The organism is Variovorax sp. ZS18.2.2 (genome assembly GCF_024701975.1).
Lineage (GTDB): Bacteria > Pseudomonadota > Gammaproteobacteria > Burkholderiales > Burkholderiaceae_C > Variovorax.
On sequence record NZ_JANLNM010000005.1, the window covers coordinates 89,844 to 106,680 of the forward strand.

General features: G+C 61.7%; 15 protein-coding genes and 1 pseudogene. 10 read left to right on the forward strand and 6 right to left on the reverse strand.

Annotation, left to right across the window (positions count from 1 at the left end):
- Nucleotides 1–5: 5 nt before the first annotated feature.
- The 6 genes from NU688_RS19775 to NU688_RS19800 all read left to right on the forward strand — a co-directional run bounded on the left by NU688_RS19775 (nucleotide 6) and on the right by NU688_RS19800 (nucleotide 7,832).
- The gene (locus tag NU688_RS19775; protein ID WP_257862507.1) at nucleotides 6–1,295 is read left to right on the forward strand and encodes a TolC family protein; all 1,290 of its coding nucleotides are present in this window, start codon (nucleotides 6–8) and stop codon (nucleotides 1,293–1,295) included.
- Nucleotides 1,296–1,304: 9 nt separating this feature from the next.
- Complete coding sequence (locus tag NU688_RS19780; RefSeq protein WP_257862508.1) at nucleotides 1,305–2,900, forward strand: efflux RND transporter periplasmic adaptor subunit; 1,596 nt, start codon at nucleotides 1,305–1,307, stop codon at nucleotides 2,898–2,900.
- Between the two features lie 12 nt (nucleotides 2,901–2,912).
- A complete protein-coding gene (locus NU688_RS19785) occupies nucleotides 2,913–6,161 on the forward strand; it encodes a CusA/CzcA family heavy metal efflux RND transporter (protein WP_257862509.1) in 3,249 nt (1,082 codons plus the stop codon).
- A gap of 66 nt (nucleotides 6,162–6,227) precedes the next feature.
- On the forward strand, nucleotides 6,228–6,647 hold the full coding sequence (locus NU688_RS19790; protein ID WP_257862510.1) for a hypothetical protein: 420 nt from the start codon (nucleotides 6,228–6,230) through the stop codon (nucleotides 6,645–6,647).
- 117 nt (nucleotides 6,648–6,764) lie between these two features.
- A complete protein-coding gene (locus tag NU688_RS19795; protein ID WP_257862511.1) occupies nucleotides 6,765–7,190 on the forward strand; it encodes a hypothetical protein in 426 nt (141 codons plus the stop codon).
- Nucleotides 7,191–7,466: 276 nt separating this feature from the next.
- A complete protein-coding gene (locus NU688_RS19800; protein WP_257862512.1) occupies nucleotides 7,467–7,832 on the forward strand; it encodes a DUF4148 domain-containing protein in 366 nt (121 codons plus the stop codon).
- Nucleotides 7,833–8,337: 505 nt separating this feature from the next.
- On the opposite strand, the pseudogene NU688_RS19805 reads toward NU688_RS19800, so the two are convergent.
- Nucleotides 8,338–8,457, reverse strand: a pseudogene (locus NU688_RS19805) (transposase domain-containing protein); the annotation flags it as partial.
- A 118-nt stretch (nucleotides 8,458–8,575) separates the two neighbouring features.
- Between NU688_RS19805 and NU688_RS19810 the strand changes: the two are divergent.
- The 3 genes from NU688_RS19810 to NU688_RS19820 are packed head-to-tail and all read left to right on the forward strand — an operon-like array spanning nucleotide 8,576 to nucleotide 11,741.
- Complete coding sequence (locus tag NU688_RS19810; RefSeq protein ID WP_257862513.1) at nucleotides 8,576–9,820, forward strand: site-specific integrase; 1,245 nt, start codon at nucleotides 8,576–8,578, stop codon at nucleotides 9,818–9,820.
- Nucleotides 9,817–10,743: a tyrosine-type recombinase/integrase gene (locus NU688_RS19815; protein WP_257862514.1), complete on the forward strand. Its 927-nt coding sequence runs from the start codon at nucleotides 9,817–9,819 to the stop codon at nucleotides 10,741–10,743. The genes NU688_RS19810 and NU688_RS19815 overlap by 4 nt, the downstream gene beginning before the upstream one ends.
- Complete coding sequence (locus NU688_RS19820) at nucleotides 10,740–11,741, forward strand: site-specific integrase (RefSeq protein WP_257862515.1); 1,002 nt, start codon at nucleotides 10,740–10,742, stop codon at nucleotides 11,739–11,741. The genes NU688_RS19815 and NU688_RS19820 overlap by 4 nt, the downstream gene beginning before the upstream one ends.
- 9 nt (nucleotides 11,742–11,750) lie before the next feature.
- On the opposite strand, the gene NU688_RS19825 is transcribed toward NU688_RS19820, so the two are convergent.
- The 3 genes from NU688_RS19825 to NU688_RS19835 form a co-directional block, all read right to left on the reverse strand.
- Nucleotides 11,751–13,355, reverse strand: a complete 1,605-nt coding sequence (locus NU688_RS19825; protein ID WP_257862516.1) for an IS66 family transposase — start codon at nucleotides 13,353–13,355, stop codon at nucleotides 11,751–11,753.
- 76 nt (nucleotides 13,356–13,431) lie between these two features.
- A complete protein-coding gene (gene tnpB / locus NU688_RS19830; RefSeq protein WP_257862517.1) occupies nucleotides 13,432–13,770 on the reverse strand; it encodes an IS66 family insertion sequence element accessory protein TnpB in 339 nt (112 codons plus the stop codon).
- On the reverse strand, nucleotides 13,767–14,162 hold the full coding sequence (locus NU688_RS19835) for a transposase (protein WP_257862518.1): 396 nt from the start codon (nucleotides 14,160–14,162) through the stop codon (nucleotides 13,767–13,769). Before NU688_RS19835 ends, tnpB begins: the two co-directional genes overlap by 4 nt.
- A 79-nt stretch (nucleotides 14,163–14,241) precedes the next feature.
- Here NU688_RS19835 and NU688_RS19840 point away from each other — a divergent pair, with 79 nt between their 5' ends.
- On the forward strand, nucleotides 14,242–14,613 hold the full coding sequence (locus NU688_RS19840) for a GAF domain-containing protein (protein WP_257862519.1): 372 nt from the start codon (nucleotides 14,242–14,244) through the stop codon (nucleotides 14,611–14,613).
- Nucleotides 14,614–14,811: 198 nt separating this feature from the next.
- On the opposite strand, the gene NU688_RS19845 is transcribed toward NU688_RS19840, so the two are convergent.
- Nucleotides 14,812–16,140: a heavy metal sensor histidine kinase gene (locus tag NU688_RS19845; protein WP_257862520.1), complete on the reverse strand. Its 1,329-nt coding sequence runs from the start codon at nucleotides 16,138–16,140 to the stop codon at nucleotides 14,812–14,814.
- The gene (locus NU688_RS19850) at nucleotides 16,137–16,820 is read right to left on the reverse strand and encodes a heavy metal response regulator transcription factor (RefSeq protein WP_257862521.1); all 684 of its coding nucleotides are present in this window, start codon (nucleotides 16,818–16,820) and stop codon (nucleotides 16,137–16,139) included. Before NU688_RS19850 ends, NU688_RS19845 begins: the two co-directional genes overlap by 4 nt.
- Nucleotides 16,821–16,837 lie beyond the last annotated feature (17 nt).

Consider the following 16,837-nt stretch of genomic DNA (forward strand, 5'->3'; position numbering starts at 1 on the left):
TTATCGTGCCGTTCGCGCTCGCGCTTTCGGCATTCGCGGGCAGCAGTGCGCTCGCTCAAGGCAGCAGCTCGGGTACGCCCCCTGTGCCGAATCAGGCTCCTTTGCCTGTTGTTCCAACTTCTCCGCCCCTTACCTTGGCGGCCGCGATCCAGATCGCCCTTGATGGAAATCCCGAAATCGCTTCTTCTCGACGCGAGGTCGAAGCGATGGAGGGTGCGCGCGTCCAGGCCGGTGTCTTCCAGAATCCCACGCTGAGCGTCGAGGTTGAAGATGTGCGGCGCGACACACGCACGACCACAGTACTGCTGAGCCAGCCGTTCGAGCTTGGCGGCAAGCGGGGCGCACGTATCGAGGCGGCAGAGCGTGCCATCGATGTCGCGCGCGTACAGCTCGAGACAAAGTACGCAGACATCCGGGCGAATGTGACGGCGGCATTCTTCGCCACCCTGATCTCGCAGGACCGTGTGCGACTGGCGCAAGCATCGCTCGAACTTGCGCGAACCGGCAGTGAGACAGCAGGCAAGCGCGTCACTGCTGGCAAGGTATCTCCGGTCGAGGAGACGAAAGCGAAAGTCGCGGAAGCCAATGTCCGACTGGAATTGGTCCAGGCGCGTGGTGAGTTGCAAACAAACCTCTATCAGCTTCGTGCGTTGACGGGACCGACTGCGGTGTTTGACGCGGTCGACGGCAATGCGCTGCAGATTCCCAAGCCGCAGACCCAGGAGACCATCGAGGATCGGATCACGAACGCGCCCTCCATGCGGCAGGCACGTCTGGAAGTAAAGCGATACGGCGCTCTCTCGGAACTCGAGAAGGCCAAGCGCATTCCGGACATCACCCTGAATGCAGGAACGATGCGTTCAAGGGAAGTCGGGCGCAGCCAGGCGGTCGTGGGCATCTCTGTGCCATTGCCCATCTTCGACACCAATCGGGGAAACATCACGGAGGCGCTTCGACGTCAGGACAAGGCGGAAGAGGATGCTCGTGCGCTCGAACTCAGGCTGCGTGCCGACGTAGGCGGCGCGCGCCAGCGATACGTCACCACCCTGGCCGAGGTCGAGGCACTCCAGTCGGACATCCTGCCGGGTGCACAGACTGCATTTGACGCAGCCGCCAAAGGTTTCGAACTGGGCAAGTTCAGCTACCTGGATGCCCTCGACGCGCAGCGTACTTTGCTGCAGGCACGTTCGCAGTACCTGAGGTCGCTCTACGAACTGCATCGCTCCATCACTGATCTGGACCGCCTGCTTGGCGGCCCCGCCGCTGCAAGCGGCTCCCCCGTCTCCAATCCTTAAGGACCGATCATGGCCAACTCTTGGCAGTCGACGCTCGGAAAGCCCGGGCGCAAGCAGCTTTTCATCATCATTTTTCTCCTCATCGTCGGTGCGGCCGCAGGTGCGCTCATATTGCGCGGCGGCTCATCCAAGAAAGCGGTCGAGGGCGGTGGCCATGCCGAGGAAACGGCCAAAGGCGAGGATGGGCACGGTCACGGCAAGAGCGCCGAGGACGATGGCCACGGGCACGGCAAATCCGAAGAGGGCGGACACGAAGAGGAATCCGCACCCAAAGGCCCCAACGGCGGACAGCGTTTCACGGAAGGCGACTTCAGCATCGAGCTGAAGCTGGCCGAGGAGAACGGCGAGCCAAGGTTCAAGGCATGGCTCTATGACAAGGAAAAGCCGATCGCGCCGACCGACGCCGAGGTAACGGTTACGTTGAATCGCCCGAACGGCGACCAACAAGAAGTCAAGCTGGCGCCGGTCGCAGGCGTTCTGACGAGTCAGCAGACGGTGGCGGAGCCTCATATCTTCGAAGCCACGATCGCCGTGCAGACGCCGAAAGAACCGTACCTGTTCACGTTCAATCAGCAAGAGGGCAAGGTCAACATGACCGACGCCCAGATCAAGGCATCGAGCATCACGCTCGATACCAGCACACCGGAATCGATTCGCAGTGGACTCCAGTTCCCGGGCGAGATCCGCTTCAATGAGGACCGCACTGCGCACATCGTCCCGCGGGTCGCCGGCGTCGTGGACAGCGTCAGTGCGAACCTCGGGGAACGGGTCAAGAAGGGGCAGGTACTGGCGGTCGTTTCCAGTGCCGCGATATCCGAGACCCGTTCTGAACTTCAGGCTGCCCAGCGGCGGCGCGAGCTCGCCAAGACCACCTACGATCGCGAAAAGTCGCTCTGGGAACAGAAGATTTCGCCAGAGCAGGATGTCCTCCAGGCCCAGCAAGCGCTTCGTGAAGCAGAGATCAGCGTGGCCAATGCGACGCAAAAGCTGCTGACTGTCGGCGCCTCAACCAGCAGCAGTTCTCTGGGGCGCTTCGAGCTACGCGCACCCTTCGACGGCATGGTCGTGGAGAAGCACATCGCCCTGGGTGAATCGGTCAAGGAAGACGCGAGCGTGTTCACCATCTCCGACTTGTCCAATGTGTGGGCCGAGATGAACGTTCCAGCACGCGACCTCCAGCAGGTGCGCGTGGGTGAGCGTGTCGTCGTGCGATCAGGCGCCTTCGATGCAACGACCAACGGCACCGTCGCTTACGTCGGCTCTCTGATCGGCGAACAGACCCGTACTGCACGTGCTCGCGTGGTGTTGCCCAACCCGCAAGGTGCCTGGCGACCGGGTCTCTTCGTCAGTGTTGAAGTACTCGCCAACGAAGTCATCTCGCCCGTGACGGTTGCTTCCTCTGCTCTGCAGACCGTCGAGGACAAACCTGTCGTCTTTCTCAAGGTCCCTGGCGGATTCGTGCCGCAGCCCGTGCAGATCGGCCGGACGGATGGCAAGCGTGTGGAAATCGTCAGCGGCCTGAAGGCGGGCGCGACGTACGCTGCCGCGGGCAGCTTCGTTGTGAAATCCGAGCAGGGCAAGGGCTCTGCGACCCATACGCATTGAGGCGGAACACGCATGTTTGAACGCATCATTCGCTTCGCCATCGAACAACGATGGCTGGTTCTGCTGGCTGTGGTGGCCATGGCAGGCCTTGGCGTATACAGCTATCAAAAGCTGCCGATTGACGCTGTCCCGGACATTACCAACGTCCAGGTTCAGATCAATACCAGTGCTCCTGGCTATTCACCGCTGGAGACGGAACAGCGCGTGACCTTCCCGATCGAGACTGTCATGGCGGGCCTGCCTGGGCTGCTTCAGACACGCTCGTTGTCGCGCTATGGTCTCTCGCAAGTCACCGTGATCTTCAAGGACGGAACTGACGTCTACTTTGCGCGCCAGCTCGTCAACGAACGTCTCCAATCTGCAAGCGGCGAGATGCCTGAAGGCGTCCATCCGCAGGTCGGTCCCATCTCCACGGGTCTCGGCGAAATCTATCTTTGGACGGTGGAAGCGAAGGACGGAGCAAAGAAGCCCGATGGTACCCCGTACACCTCGACGGACCTGAGAGAAATTCAGGACTGGATCATCAAGCCGCAGCTGCGCAACGTGGCCGGGGTCACGGAAATCAATTCCATCGGCGGCTACGAGAAGCAGTATCAGATCGCCCCTCTTCCAGAGAAGCTGTCCGCGCATGGGCTGTCGATGGCGGACGTGGTCAAGGCTCTGGAGCGCAACAACACAAACGTTGGCGCAGGCTACATCGAACGTCGCGGCGAGCAGTACCTCATCCGTGCGCCTGGCCAGGCGCGAGGCGTGGAGGATCTGCGCAACATCATTCTTTCGAGCAACGGAAGCACGCCGGTGCGCGTGCGTGACGTCGCGGAGGTCGGGATCGGGAAGGAACTGCGCACAGGTGCTGCGACCGACAACGGTCGTGAGGTCGTGCTGGGCACTGTTTTCATGCTGATCGGCGAAAACAGCCGCATCGTTTCGCAGGCTGTCGCGAAAAAGATGGCGGACATCAACCGAACGCTTCCTGAAGGCGTCGAAGCTATCACCGTCTACGACCGGACCGTGCTCGTCGACAAGGCGATCGCCACGGTCAAAAAGAACCTGCTCGAAGGCGCGGTGCTCGTGATCGTGGTGCTCTTCCTGTTCCTGGGGAACATGCGTGCCGCAGTGATCACGGCGATGGTGATTCCGCTGTCGATGCTGTTCACCTTCACCGGCATGGTCAATCAGAAGGTCAGCGCCAACTTGATGAGTCTGGGCGCGCTCGACTTCGGCATCATCATCGACGGTGCGGTCGTGATCGTGGAGAACTGCGTGCGCAGGTTGGCTCATGCTCAGCACAGGCACGGGAGACCACTGACCCGCAAGGAACGCTTCCACGAAGTCTTCGCCGCTTCTCAGGAGGCTCGCCGCGCGCTGCTCTTCGGGCAACTGATCATCATGATCGTCTATCTGCCCATCTTCGCGCTCACTGGCGTGGAAGGGAAGATGTTCCATCCGATGGCCCTCACCGTTGTGATCGCCTTGCTCGGCGCGATGATTCTGTCAGTCACATTCATTCCCGCGGCCGTTGCATTGTTCATCGGCAAGAAAGTTTCGGAGAAGGAAAACCGCCTGATGGGCTGGGCCAAGAAAGCGTATGAGCCGATGCTGGTACGCGTGCTCGAGGCCAAGGCGGTGGTTCTCACGGTGGCCGGCATTGCAGTGGTCCTCGCCGGCTTGCTGGCAACCCGACTGGGCAGCGAGTTCATCCCGAACTTGAACGAGGGTGACTTTGCCGTGCAGGCGTTGCGCATCCCTGGAACGAGCCTGAGTCAGTCGGTTCAAATGCAGCAGCAGCTGGAACGCACGCTCAAGGAGAAATTTCCGGAGATCGATCGAATCTTTGCGCGAACAGGCACTGCGGAGATCGCCTCCGACCCCATGCCGCCGAACATCTCGGATGCGTATGTGATGCTTAAGCCGGTGGATCAATGGCCGGAGCCCAGGCGCACGCGTCAAGAGGTTCTTCAGGGGGTGCAGAAGGAAGTCGCGAAGATCCCGGGCAACAACTACGAGTTCTCGCAGCCTATCCAGTTGCGTTTCAATGAACTGGTCTCGGGCGTGCGGGCCGACGTTGCCGTGAAAGTCTTCGGCGACGACATGGATGTACTGAACAAAACGGCGCGAGAGATCGAAGGTGTTCTGAAATCGATCCCTGGTTCAGCCGAAGTCAACGTGGAGCAGACAACAGGTCTGCCGATGCTGACGGTCAACATCGATCGAGACAAGGCCACGCGCTATGGGCTGAACATCGCGGATGTCCAGGACACCATCGCCACTGCAATCGGCGGTCGCAATGCAGGCACCCTCTTCGAGGGGGATAGGCGCTTCGACATTGTTGTCAGGCTGCCGGACAACGTGAGAGGCGACCTCGAGGCGATCAAGCGCCTTCCCATCGCGCTGCCCGCCAGCGCGGCCGCGGCCGACGTCGTCGGGGCAACGTCCGTTGCCGGCGCTGGAGCAAACGCTGCCCGCGTGAACTTCATTCCGTTGAGCGAGGTCGCCACACTGGAACTGGCGCCGGGCCCGAACCAGGTGAGCCGGGAGGATGGGAAACGTCGCATCGTCGTCAGCGCCAACGTACGCGGCCGCGATCTCGGGTCCTTCGTCAGTGAAGCGACGGGAGCACTCGATTCGCAGGTGAAGATCCCAACCGGTTACTGGACCACGTGGGGCGGCCAGTTCGAGAACCTTCAGTCTGCCACCAAGCGTCTGCAGATCGTGGTGCCTGTCGCGCTGCTGCTGGTCTTCACGCTGCTGTTCGCCATGTTCGGCAACATGAAAGACGGGTTGATCGTATTTACCGGCATTCCGTTTGCGCTCACCGGCGGCATTCTGGCGCTGTGGCTGCGTGACATCCCGTTGTCGATTACCGCGGCCGTCGGGTTCATCGCGCTGTCGGGGGTCGCCGTTCTCAACGGCCTGGTGATGATTTCCTTCATCCGGAACCTTCGCGAAGGGGGCGCGTCGTTGGACCACGCCATTCACGAGGGTGCGCTCACCCGCCTTCGCCCAGTGCTCATGACCGCGCTCGTCGCATCTTTGGGCTTTGTGCCGATGGCGATCGCGACAGGCACAGGGGCCGAGGTGCAGCAGCCGCTCGCGACAGTGGTGATCGGTGGGATTCTTTCCTCAACGGCACTGACGTTGTTGGTGCTGCCAGTGCTCTATCGACTGGCCCATGGTCGAGACGAGGAGGAGGCGGTGTTCAACGAGGCTCAGAAGCAAGCTGCTTTGGAGCATGAGATCCCTCCACAGCCAGCCGCCTAGGGTCAGTGCCGTGATTGCCCCCGCACGGCCGTTCAACGGGGGCGCCATTCATACCAGAGAGCCATCATGAAACTCGCAACATTCATCGCAGCCGCGACGCTGGGCATTTCGAGCGGCGCATTCGCTGCCGACGATCACAAAGGGCACGAACACGAAGGCAAGGGGGCAGCAGCCCATAAGGATGAGGCCAAGCCCGCGCATGGCGGCATCGTGACTGTCGCAAAGGATGTGAGCTACGAGCTCGTTGCTCGGCCCGACCTGATTTCCCTGTACGTGTCTGACCACGGAAAACCAGTGGATCTCGCAGGCGCTACCGCCAAGGTGACCTTGCTGTCGGCGGGAAAGAAGGAGGAAGCCGCGCTGGTGCCGGCTGCGGACTCTCTCCAGGCCAAAGGCACTTTCGCCGTGGGCGCGGGAACCAAGGTGGTCGCCAACGTTTCCCTGAAGGGCCAAGCACCCCAGCCCATCCGCTTCAGCCTCAAGTGAAAAGCTGATAACCAAACTGTAATCCCGCAGTTAGAAGCCTGGCGGACTGGTTTTTTAAAGTTCATTCACGCAGTCGAGAACGGCTGCGTATGAACCTACCAATCCAAGGACTTCCTCATGCAAATCTCCTCGCTTCGACTGCCCCTCGCCTCCTTGCTTCTCGCTGCCGCGGCGGTTCCAGCTTTCGCCGGCAACTATGCAGAAGGTGACCCGCGCCCTGTTGCGCAAACTTCCAACGTCTCCAGCCCCGCAGTGGCCGCAGAGACGCGCGCCTGGATGGCCGCCGCACCTACGCTCGGCTACCCGGAGGGCAATCCGCAGGCCGTCGTACAAGTCCAGCAAAAGACCCGCGCGGCGGTGCAAGCCGACACGATGAACTGGATCCGATCCGGCCTGGGCGCTCTCAGCTACAGCGACGCATATGCAAGCGGCAACCATCCGGCCTACGCCAAGGCAAGCCGCGCATATGCTCAGCTTCGCGGCTCGAGTGACGCGGCCAGTGCTTCGCTGACGCCAGTTGACGGAAATGCCGTCACGCGCTGATCCGGAGGGGAATTTGCCCATTGCAGCATGTTTGCCGGCAACCGAACACGAGCCGACAAGACATAGCCCTCAGGCGCAATCGCCGACACCTAACCTCGGTATTCGCGAGGTAGAAAAATCAGAACACCACGCTGGTCCACCCAGATGGTGTTCTTGTTGTTTATGACATTTCGATGACGCATTTGTAATCCGGTTGCAGGCCAAGTGTTCGAAAGGCTTTCTAGAGTCGTTGAGCGCCCCGGACTCTTCGGGGCGGAATACAACAAGGAGACCCTAATGTCGATTCGCACTTTTCGTTCCGCCGCGACCGCAGCAGCCGTCGTCGCTGCAGCTTTTTCAGCCGTAAGCGCATCCGCCGCGGGCGCCTATCACCCCGCACCCAACGAAGCCGGGGCGACCTATCATCCGGACCATGCCTCCAAGCGGAGCCGAGCAGACATCGACTCGGACCTGAGCTCGGCAATGAAGCAACCTGCCTGGAATGCTGCTAGCCGCGGCGCGCCGTGGCCCGTTGCGAAGACGGGCGAACCCAAAACCCGCGAGCAAGTCGTCGCTGAGCTCGACGCAGCGATGAAGCATCCCGCATGGAACTCGGTGAGCCGCGGTGCACCTTGGCCGCCGGTGCTGAACAACCCGAAGTGAAAGGCGTAGGCGCTCTCTTCTGAGCGCCGTCCTGTTTCGCGCCGACGAACCGTCAACACCCCGTTGGTTTGGCGGAGTATTCCGTGAGCGTCCGGTGAAGTAATGTGTGCTCGGCACATCACGACCGTCAGCGTTCCCTGATGCACCTCTAAGCTTTAACAAGCGATAAACAGCCTGAGGCCAGCGCCGCTTCCGTAAAGAGGCGTCATGCGGTTCCGTCTGTGCGCTACCGAACATCTGTGGGCGTACGTTGCTGATACTTTGAACGCTTTCCAAGCGAGGGATCCAGCCAAATTGCCTGCGATGAACCAGCCACGCAACATTTCTGCATTCAACTCCGTGCTCAAAGCGCGAGGAGCGAAAGCGTCACTGGGGTATCTGAACGAAGGGGTTGCTCACCGCTACACCGCCGTGTACAGGATTGAGGGTGACATGCTGCGTAAGCGGCCAGCCGTCCCACGTTGACGGCCGAACGCGATGTCGGATATGGGCGGGCTGGCTCAGGTCAGGCAGGACGCCACTTGTGCGGTAGCAACTCATCGATTCGGCTGTTCAGATGCGTCGGCAGACGCTCGAGCACGTCCTTGAGGTAGGCCCATGGATCATGTCCGTGGAGCTTGGCCGACTATGCCGACCGCCGAACTATGCCGAGCGGCCTCGCTTCTCCCCGGATTCACTGTAGGCCGCGTGTGATCGGTTCGGCATAGTTCATCCTGCCTCCGTCCTCAACAACGGAGACTTCGATGACGAATACGGAAGAGTATTTGAGCAGGAGCCGGCTGTTCCGGCGCCTGAGAAGCGGTACCCATGGGCGTCTTATCGAGCTGTATGCGGCGCGCCTCGTCGAGATCGGGCTCGCCAGACCCGGCACTTGGCGCTCCCTCAATGTGGTCGGCAATCTCTTGGCTTGGATGGCAATCCATCGAGTCAAACTGAGCAAACTCAATGAACCGATGGTGGAGCGCTACCTGCGACACCATGGAGCGAAGCAGACCATCCATCTCGACGACCGGGCCGCGTTGAAGCGGTGGCTTTCGACCCTGCGCGCCGCTGGCGCAATCGCGCAGGCGCCCGTCTCAACAAAGACTCTGCAAGAGCAGGTCTTCGCGGGATTTGGCGACTATCTGCGTATTGAACGCGGTTTGACAGCGAAGACGATCGCGCACCATCAGCCTGCGATCCGAAGGTTCCTGTCTGAAGTCTGCCCCGCTGGCGCCAGCGATCTCGGCAAGATCAAGCAGGATGAGGTGATTCGCTATGTCGAGTGCCACGCCCAGGATTGGAGCCCGAAGTCCGCCCAGTTGATGTGCTGGTCGCTGCGCGCGTTTCTCCGATACCTTCATCACACGGGATTGAACCCGCACGCATTGGCCGGCTGCGTGCCCTCGATCAGGCACTGGAACCTCGTGGGCCTTCCGACCTATCTCTCCGCGGCACAGGTTCAGAAGGCCCTGGATGGTTGCGACCGGGCATCGGCGGTGGGACGACGTGACTTCGCCATTTTGATGATGCTTTCCAGGCTCGGCTTGCGGGCCGATGAGGTCGCAACACTCACTTTGGATGACATCGACTGGAGAGCCGGTGAGATGCTTGTTCGTGCCAAGGGCCGACAGCGCGCCAGGATGCCGATCGCATCAGACGTCGGCGCAGCGATCGTTGCCTACCTACAGGAAGGCCGACCCAAGTCCTCCTGTCGTCAGCTATTTCTCCGCAGCCTTGCGCCCCACACCGGATTTGCGTCCGCAAGCGCAATCACGATGATCGCCAAGACCGCGCTCGAGCGCGCCGGCATCCAGGGCTACGCCCACCAAGGCGCTCATATCTTCCGGCACAGCCTGGCCACGGAGCTCTTGCGCGCCGGCGCCACCTTGTCGGAGATCGGCCATGTGCTGCGGCACAAGAGCCACGACACCACTCGGATCTACGCAAAGGTTGACATCGAAGCGCTCCGCACGTTGAGCCTGCCGTGGCCGGGAGGTGCGCAATGACGGATCTACATTCGGCACTCCAGCGGTACCTGAACATGCGCAAGGGCTTTGGATTCAAGTATCAGCATCAGACACGACGGCTCGCCGACTTCGTCTCCTTCATGGACAAGTGCAAGGCCGCGACCATCACCACGAAGCTCGCGATGGAGTGGGCGACGTTACCTGCCGGTCGGCATGCGTCCTGGGCATTGCGGCTGACGGATGTTCGCGGATTTGCGCGACATATCGCAAGCTTCGATCCAAAGACGGAAGTGCCTCCGGTCGGCCTCCTGCCAGGCCTGAAGCGTGCCAAGCCCTACGTCTATAGCGATGAAGAGGTCAGCGCGTTGCTGGCAGCCGCACTGTCCTTGCCGCCAACAGGTGCACTTCGCCGCTGGACCTACCACTGCCTGTTCGGACTGATCGCAGTGACGGGCATGCGTCTGTCCGAGGCGATCAGCCTTGAATGTGACGACGTTGACCTGGACGCCGGCGTGCTGACGATTCGATTGACCAAGTTTGGGAAGTCACGGCTCGTACCCCTGCATCCAACGACGAGCGCAGCGCTACGAGATTACGCGCAACGGCGAGACACCCATCTGCCAACGCGCCGCACCCCACGCTTCTTCGTTGCGGAGCGCGGTGGACCACTGCTGCATCAGTACGTCCACCGCGTCTTCTGGTGCTTGTCGCGTGAGATCGGTCTGCGGCGTCCTGGCGATCATGCGGGACCGCGCGTGCATGACTTCCGGCACCGATTCGCTATCTGCACGCTGTTGGGGTGGTATCGCGAAGGCATCGATGTCGAGAAGAAACTTCCTTCGCTTTCCACCTATCTTGGCCACACCTGCGTGCGCGACACCTATTGGTACCTCTCGGCGTTCCCGGAACTGATGCAAGAGGCGGCGCGGCGTCTCGATCGACGGTGGGAGACTCAACCATGAAGCCCGGTTGCAACGTCGCCTCACTGGTCGAACGCTTTTTTACCGAGCGGCTTGTCCGTCAGCAAGACGTGAGCGTCCATACGATCGCGTCCTATAGGGATACGTTCAGGTTGCTGTTGAAGTTCGCGATGGCGAAGCTTCGCAAGGCGCCGTCCGCCTTGACCCTCGATGAACTGGACGCGCCTTTCATCGGCGCGTTCCTGACCGATCTCGAGATGGAGCGCGGCACCAGCGCCACGACACGCAACCTGCGCCTGACCGCCGTCCGATCCTTCTTCCGGTTTGTGTCCTTCGAAGAGCCGGCTCACAGCGCCCTCATCCAGCGCGTGCTCGCGATACCGAGCAAGCGACATGACAAACGTCAGGTGGATTTCCTGACGCGCACCGAGATCGAAGCCGTCCTCGCTGCGCCCGATCGGACGACGTGGATCGGCCGGCGCGATCACACATTGCTGCTGCTCGCGACCCAGACCGGCTTGCGCCTCTCCGAACTGATCGGCTTGAGAAGAGAAGCCATTCATCTCGGTACCGGTGCGCATGTGCGGTGTGTGGGCAAGGGCCGCAAGGAGCGATGCACCCCATTGGCAAGATGCGCCCGGATCGCGCTTCAGGCGTGGCTCAACGAACCCGCGCGACGCGATGCCAGGGCCTTATTTCCCAGCTTGCATGGCGGTCATCTCAGCCCGGACAGCGTTCAATCGTTGCTGGCTAAACATGTGGGCGTCGCCAGCAAGACATGTCCATCGCTGGCAACCAAGCGGGTGTCACCGCACGTCCTGAGGCACAGCGCTGCAATGGAACTCCTACAGGCGGGAGTCGACAGTTCGGTGATCGCGTTGTGGCTCGGCCATGAATCGATCGAGACCACGCAGACCTACCTTCATGCCCACCTCGGCCTCAAAGAGGCAGCTCTCGCGAAGCTCGAGCCGTACAAGCAGCACAAGCGACTTCGATTTCGTCCTGACGATCACGTGCTCGCCTTTCTCGAGGCGCTGTGAGCGGTCAAACTATGCCGATTGGATCGACCGCAGCCTACAGTGAATCCGGGGAGAAGCGAGGCCGCTCGGCATAGTTCGGCGGTCGGCATAGTCGACACTATGCCGCGCGCGGCATAGGGCTGACTGCACCAAGCTCATGACGACGGCGGCACGTTGGCCGGCCAATTCGCTGCCGCAGAAGAGCCATGCCTTTCTGCCAAGGGCCCAAGGACGGATCTGATTCTCGCAATGGTTGTTGTCGACGTTCACGTCGCCATCAAGCAGGTTTTGCGTCAACGCCGCCCAGGCGTTGAGACTGTAGTTCAGAGCCTTGGCCGTGGCGCTGCCGTCCGGCACGCGGCTTCGCTCCAGCCGCAACCACTCATGCAGGTCATCCCACAGCGGCTTCGCGTTACTTTGCCTGCTGGCCAGTCGTTCCTCGCACGTCAAGGCAGCCAGCTCGCGCTCGAGGCGATAGATCTGCGCGATGCGCAGCAGCGCCTCCTGCGCGACCGCGCTCTTGCCGCCGTCGCGCAGCAACTCATCGAACTTCCTCCTCGCGTGCGCAAGACACCCCGCAGGGATGCGTCCGGGCTGGGCGATCAGCACCTTGTCATAGGCTGCGTATTCATCGCGCACCAGCGTGCCGCGCCACGCTGATGCGCCGCGTCCATCATCTTCTGGGCCGAGGAAGGCAACGGGGTACTGCGCACCCCGCCCGACACAGAAGTCGTAAATGACCCCCGGCACCGCATCGAAGGCGCCGCGCGCATAGGCCCAGACGTAGGCCCGCTTTGTTTTGCCGGCGCCCGGATCCAGCATGGCCACCGGCGTCTCGTCGGCGTGCAGAATCGGCGCCGAGAGCACGAAGCGCTTGTGCGCGTCGTACAGCGGCATGAGCGCCGCACCACCTCGCCCGGACCAACTCGCCAGCGTGGAGCGCGGCGTGTGCACGTCCGAGCGCGCGTTGATGAATTCCATCCGGTAGTACGGCAGGTGGTCCACGAAGTGACTGATCATCGTGTGCGCGACCAGGCCGGCCGACGGCATGCCGCCGTCGATGATCTGTGGCGCGGCCGCCTCCTGCACCAGGCACTGGCAGCAGCGGCAGGCCCACTTGCCGTAGATGTGGCGCTGAACGAAGAACTCCGCCGGAATGACGTCCAGTCGTTCGCTCACGTCCTCGCCCACGCGCACCATCGGCCGGCCGCAATCCGGGCTCGGGCAATCGGTGTTCTCGGGCTCGTGGTGGTGCTCCTCGCGGCGCAGGTGCTCGGGCAATGGCCGACGGCGGGGCTTGCGCTTGCTATCGTTGTTGTCGCCCGTGGTCGCCGGCGGTGTCGACGACTCGCCCTTGGCTTGCTCCAGCTGCGCCTGCAGGCTGGCTTCGTCCTCGGCCAGCGTCTCCTCGAACAGGCGCCGCTGCTCGGCGTTCATCGCCTCGGTCTTCGCACCGAACCTCCAGGCCTTCAGCTGCGCGAGCTGGAAGGTAATCTTCTCGATCTTGGCGTCCTTGAACTGGATCTCGCTGTCCTGCTGGCGGATGCGTTGGAGCATCTGCCGGGCCAGCGCGGCGACGATCTCAGGCGTTAGACCTTGGAGGTCTTCATCCTTGAGATCGCGCAGTGCTTGCATCCGTGAATCATGCATGCGGCGGCGAGGTGCCGCCACTGGGAGATGCGCTGTCAACGCACCACCTCACCCACTTTGTTTACAGCCTTGTGATCGCGCTCATCTCTGGCAGGCGCTGCCAGGGCAGCCCGACCACCAGCGCATCGAACTGCGCCTGCGTCAGAGAGATCGGCTTCGCCGCATCGATCTCGCGTGGCCAGGCAAAGCGCCCGATGTTCAGCCGGCGCGCGGCGCACCACACGCCGAAGCCGTCATGCACAAGCATCTTGATGCGCGTGGCACGCGCATTGGCGAACACGTAGCCGTGGTGGGCGTTCGCGCTTCCCAGCGCGTGCACCACGTGCGCGAGAAGGCGCTCGGCACCACTGCGCATGTCCACCGGCTTCGTGCACAGCCACAGCGCGTCGATGCGGATCATCGCAGCACCTCCCGCAACCACGCCGCGCAGTCCGCAGCGGCGCAGACTGGCCACGTCACACTCACGCCGATAGCTCCACGCTTGAACTCCAGCCGGATCGCCTCGGCAGAGGCTGCCGGCGCGCGCGAAGGAGCCGGCGTCGACGCCACAGATGCCGCTGGTGGCGAGGGCAGCGACAGCGCAATGAACTCGGCCGATGACTCCTGCAGTGAGGTAGCGGCCGGTTTGCCTGCGCCACTGCGACCGCGGCGCCAGTCGTGAACGAGGTTGTCGTTTAGACCGAAGGCTCGAGCAACCGCGGCGACACTGACGCCGGGCTCAGCGCACGCGGCCACGACCTGTGCCTTGAACTCGGCGGTATGCCTGCGCCGCGACTTGGGGTTCACATCCATAAGCGTCCAGTTAGAAGTTAACCGGACAGCATCGTTTAGTCGCCCCCTCCGTTCAAGGTGGGACGCCTAGCCGCTTACCATGCTGCGAAACGTGCTGCTGCATGACAAGCACGGACAAATCAGAACTGATTTTCTTGAGGTCGTTCCGCTGAACACCAGCTTCTGCCAATTCGTGCTGCGCGAGGGGCTCTTCCAGACCAACAACTCCGCGCTGGATCCCAGGCTCAACGGCAACCCGCACCAAGGCATCGTTATCTGCTATCACGGCGTGCCGATGATGGGCGGTGGTGCTGAACTTATGGGCACGCTGTGTCACTTCGATCTGGTCGGTCACTCCATCAGCGATAGCGAGTTTGACCTGCTAACGCAGGCTGGGAGCAGCTTGCCGGATTTCGTCCCGCCTGCACGGGCCGGCGTTCTGATCGCAGAGCCTCTAGAGCCGCCCGTCTAATGCGAACGTCCGGCGAACTCGCCGTGACGGCAAACTCGGAGATCAACTTTGCTGCCAGCGATGTGGCAGGAGGTCTTCGACACGGCCAGCCGATCTCGGTCAGGGCCTAGTGATCCTGGACCTGTGCCCGGCGAAGTTGGCGCAGATTTGATGCGCGGCTAGAGAGACGCTGTGCGGCCTCAAGTATTCTTTTCTGGCTCAGTCTCCGCTCGACTCGGGCCGGCCCAGCACGAGCCCGATGCGTGTCACTCCGCCGGCCGAAGAAGCGAATGTTGAACCGCCGTGCATACGTGCGATGGCCGACACGATCGTCAGACCCAGCCCGTGGTGGCTGGAGGAGCCAGAGCGCGATCGATCCGCACGGTAAAAGCGCTCAAACAGGTGCGGCAGCGCGGATGGGTCGATCGGCTCTCCGCGGTTGTCCACGAAGAGCTTGACCGCGTTCGCCTCTTGCTCGATTGCCACACGAATAAGGCTTTGCGGCGTGGCGTATCGGATCGCGTTGCTGACCAGGTTGGAGACAGCGCGCCGAAGCAGGCCGACGTCTACGAGGAGATTGGCGTCCCCATCGATCTTCAAAGAGAGGTCGGCGGCCTCCAGCTCGGCTTCATGGAATTCGGCCACGGCAGCAACCTGCTCGGCTATGCTCACAGGCCCGGTCCGTCTTGCACGCGCACCGCGATCCGCTTTGGACAGGAAAAGCATGTCAGTCACGATGCCCGAAAGGCGGTGTGCCTCTTCCAGTTGGGAACTCAACGCGTCCTGAAGGGCGGCGACGGATCGCGCCTGGCTCAGTTCGACTTCCGCTTGGGCAATCATGTTTGCCAGGGGCGTCCGGAGTTCATGCGCGACATCGGCGTTGAATGACTCGAGTTGCTCGTACGCACCCTCAACGCGCTCGAGCAAGGCATTGAATTGGCCCACCCATGGCTGGAGTTCGCTTGCGTACTTCGAGGCGTCAATGCGAATGCCGGCGTTCTCCGGTCCTGCTTCCGCGGTTTTGGCCGCGAGCAGCTTGAGCTGCTTCAGTCCGCGGCGAACCACCAAGGATCCCGTGAATGCCACCAGCAAAGACCCCAGTGTGGTTGCCAGAAAGAGAGTCCATGCGAGCCGGCGCAGCAACAAGTCATCCTTGGAGACATCGAGTGTCAGTTGCAACTTGATCGGCTTGCCATCGATTGCGAGTCCCTCCAGCATGCGGTCCTGCGTGACCCAGTTGCCCTTGGCGGCCGGACCCGGCGACAGGTAAACCTGCGCCTCGCCAACCCACACCGCTGCAGCTGCATCCGGGTGCGAAAGGAAGTAGTCACCCAGCTTGTGGCGCAAGGCGTTGAGATCGGGAGGATTGCTGGTCTCTTCGACCACATGCTGCACAAGTTCGATATACCTCACGAACTCTTCCGATTGCTTGAGCTGAAAGCTCCATCGTGTTGCGGCATACACGGCTACGCACACGAAGCTCAAGCCAATCAACGTCTGTATCGCGAACCAGCGAGACAGCGATGTCTGGATGGAGTTTTCTTTCACGCCGAGTCCGCGTCTCGCAGCTCCAGTACGTACCCCATGCCTCGTACCGTATGGAGCAGCTTCACGTCGAAAGGATCATCGATCTTCATCCGAAGCCGCCTCACAGCCACTTCGACCACGTTCGTCTCGCTGTCGAAGTTCATTCCCCAGACCTGGTCAGCCAGGATGGCTCGAGGAAGGATCTGACCTTGCCGGCGCAGCAGAAGCGAAAGCAGGGCAAATTCCTTGGCCGTCAGCTCCAGGCGCTTCGAACCCCGTGTCGCCTTGCGCGTGGTGAGATCCAGCTGAAGGTCCGCGAGCGCGTAGCGCGTCGTTTCCTGCAGCGTTCCGCGACGCAGAAGCGCTCGGATGCGCGCCTGCAATTCGGAAAAAGCGAAGGGCTTTGCGAGATAGTCATCTGCACCACTTTCCAAACCCTTGACGCGATCGACCACATCGTCCCGTGCGGTCAGCATCAACACGGGAATGGAAGAAGACTTGCGGATCGCTTCGAGGATCTTGAAGCCGTCGATGCCTGGCAGCATCACATCCAGGACGATCGCATCGTAGTTGCCTGTCAGCGCCATGCCCAGCCCCTCGGAACCATCGCGTGACAGGTCGACGTTGAAGCCGCTCTCCACCAGGCCCTTGCGCAGGTAGTCTCCCAACTTCACTTCGTCTTCGATTACTAGCAAGTGCATTCCTTGATCGTAACTTC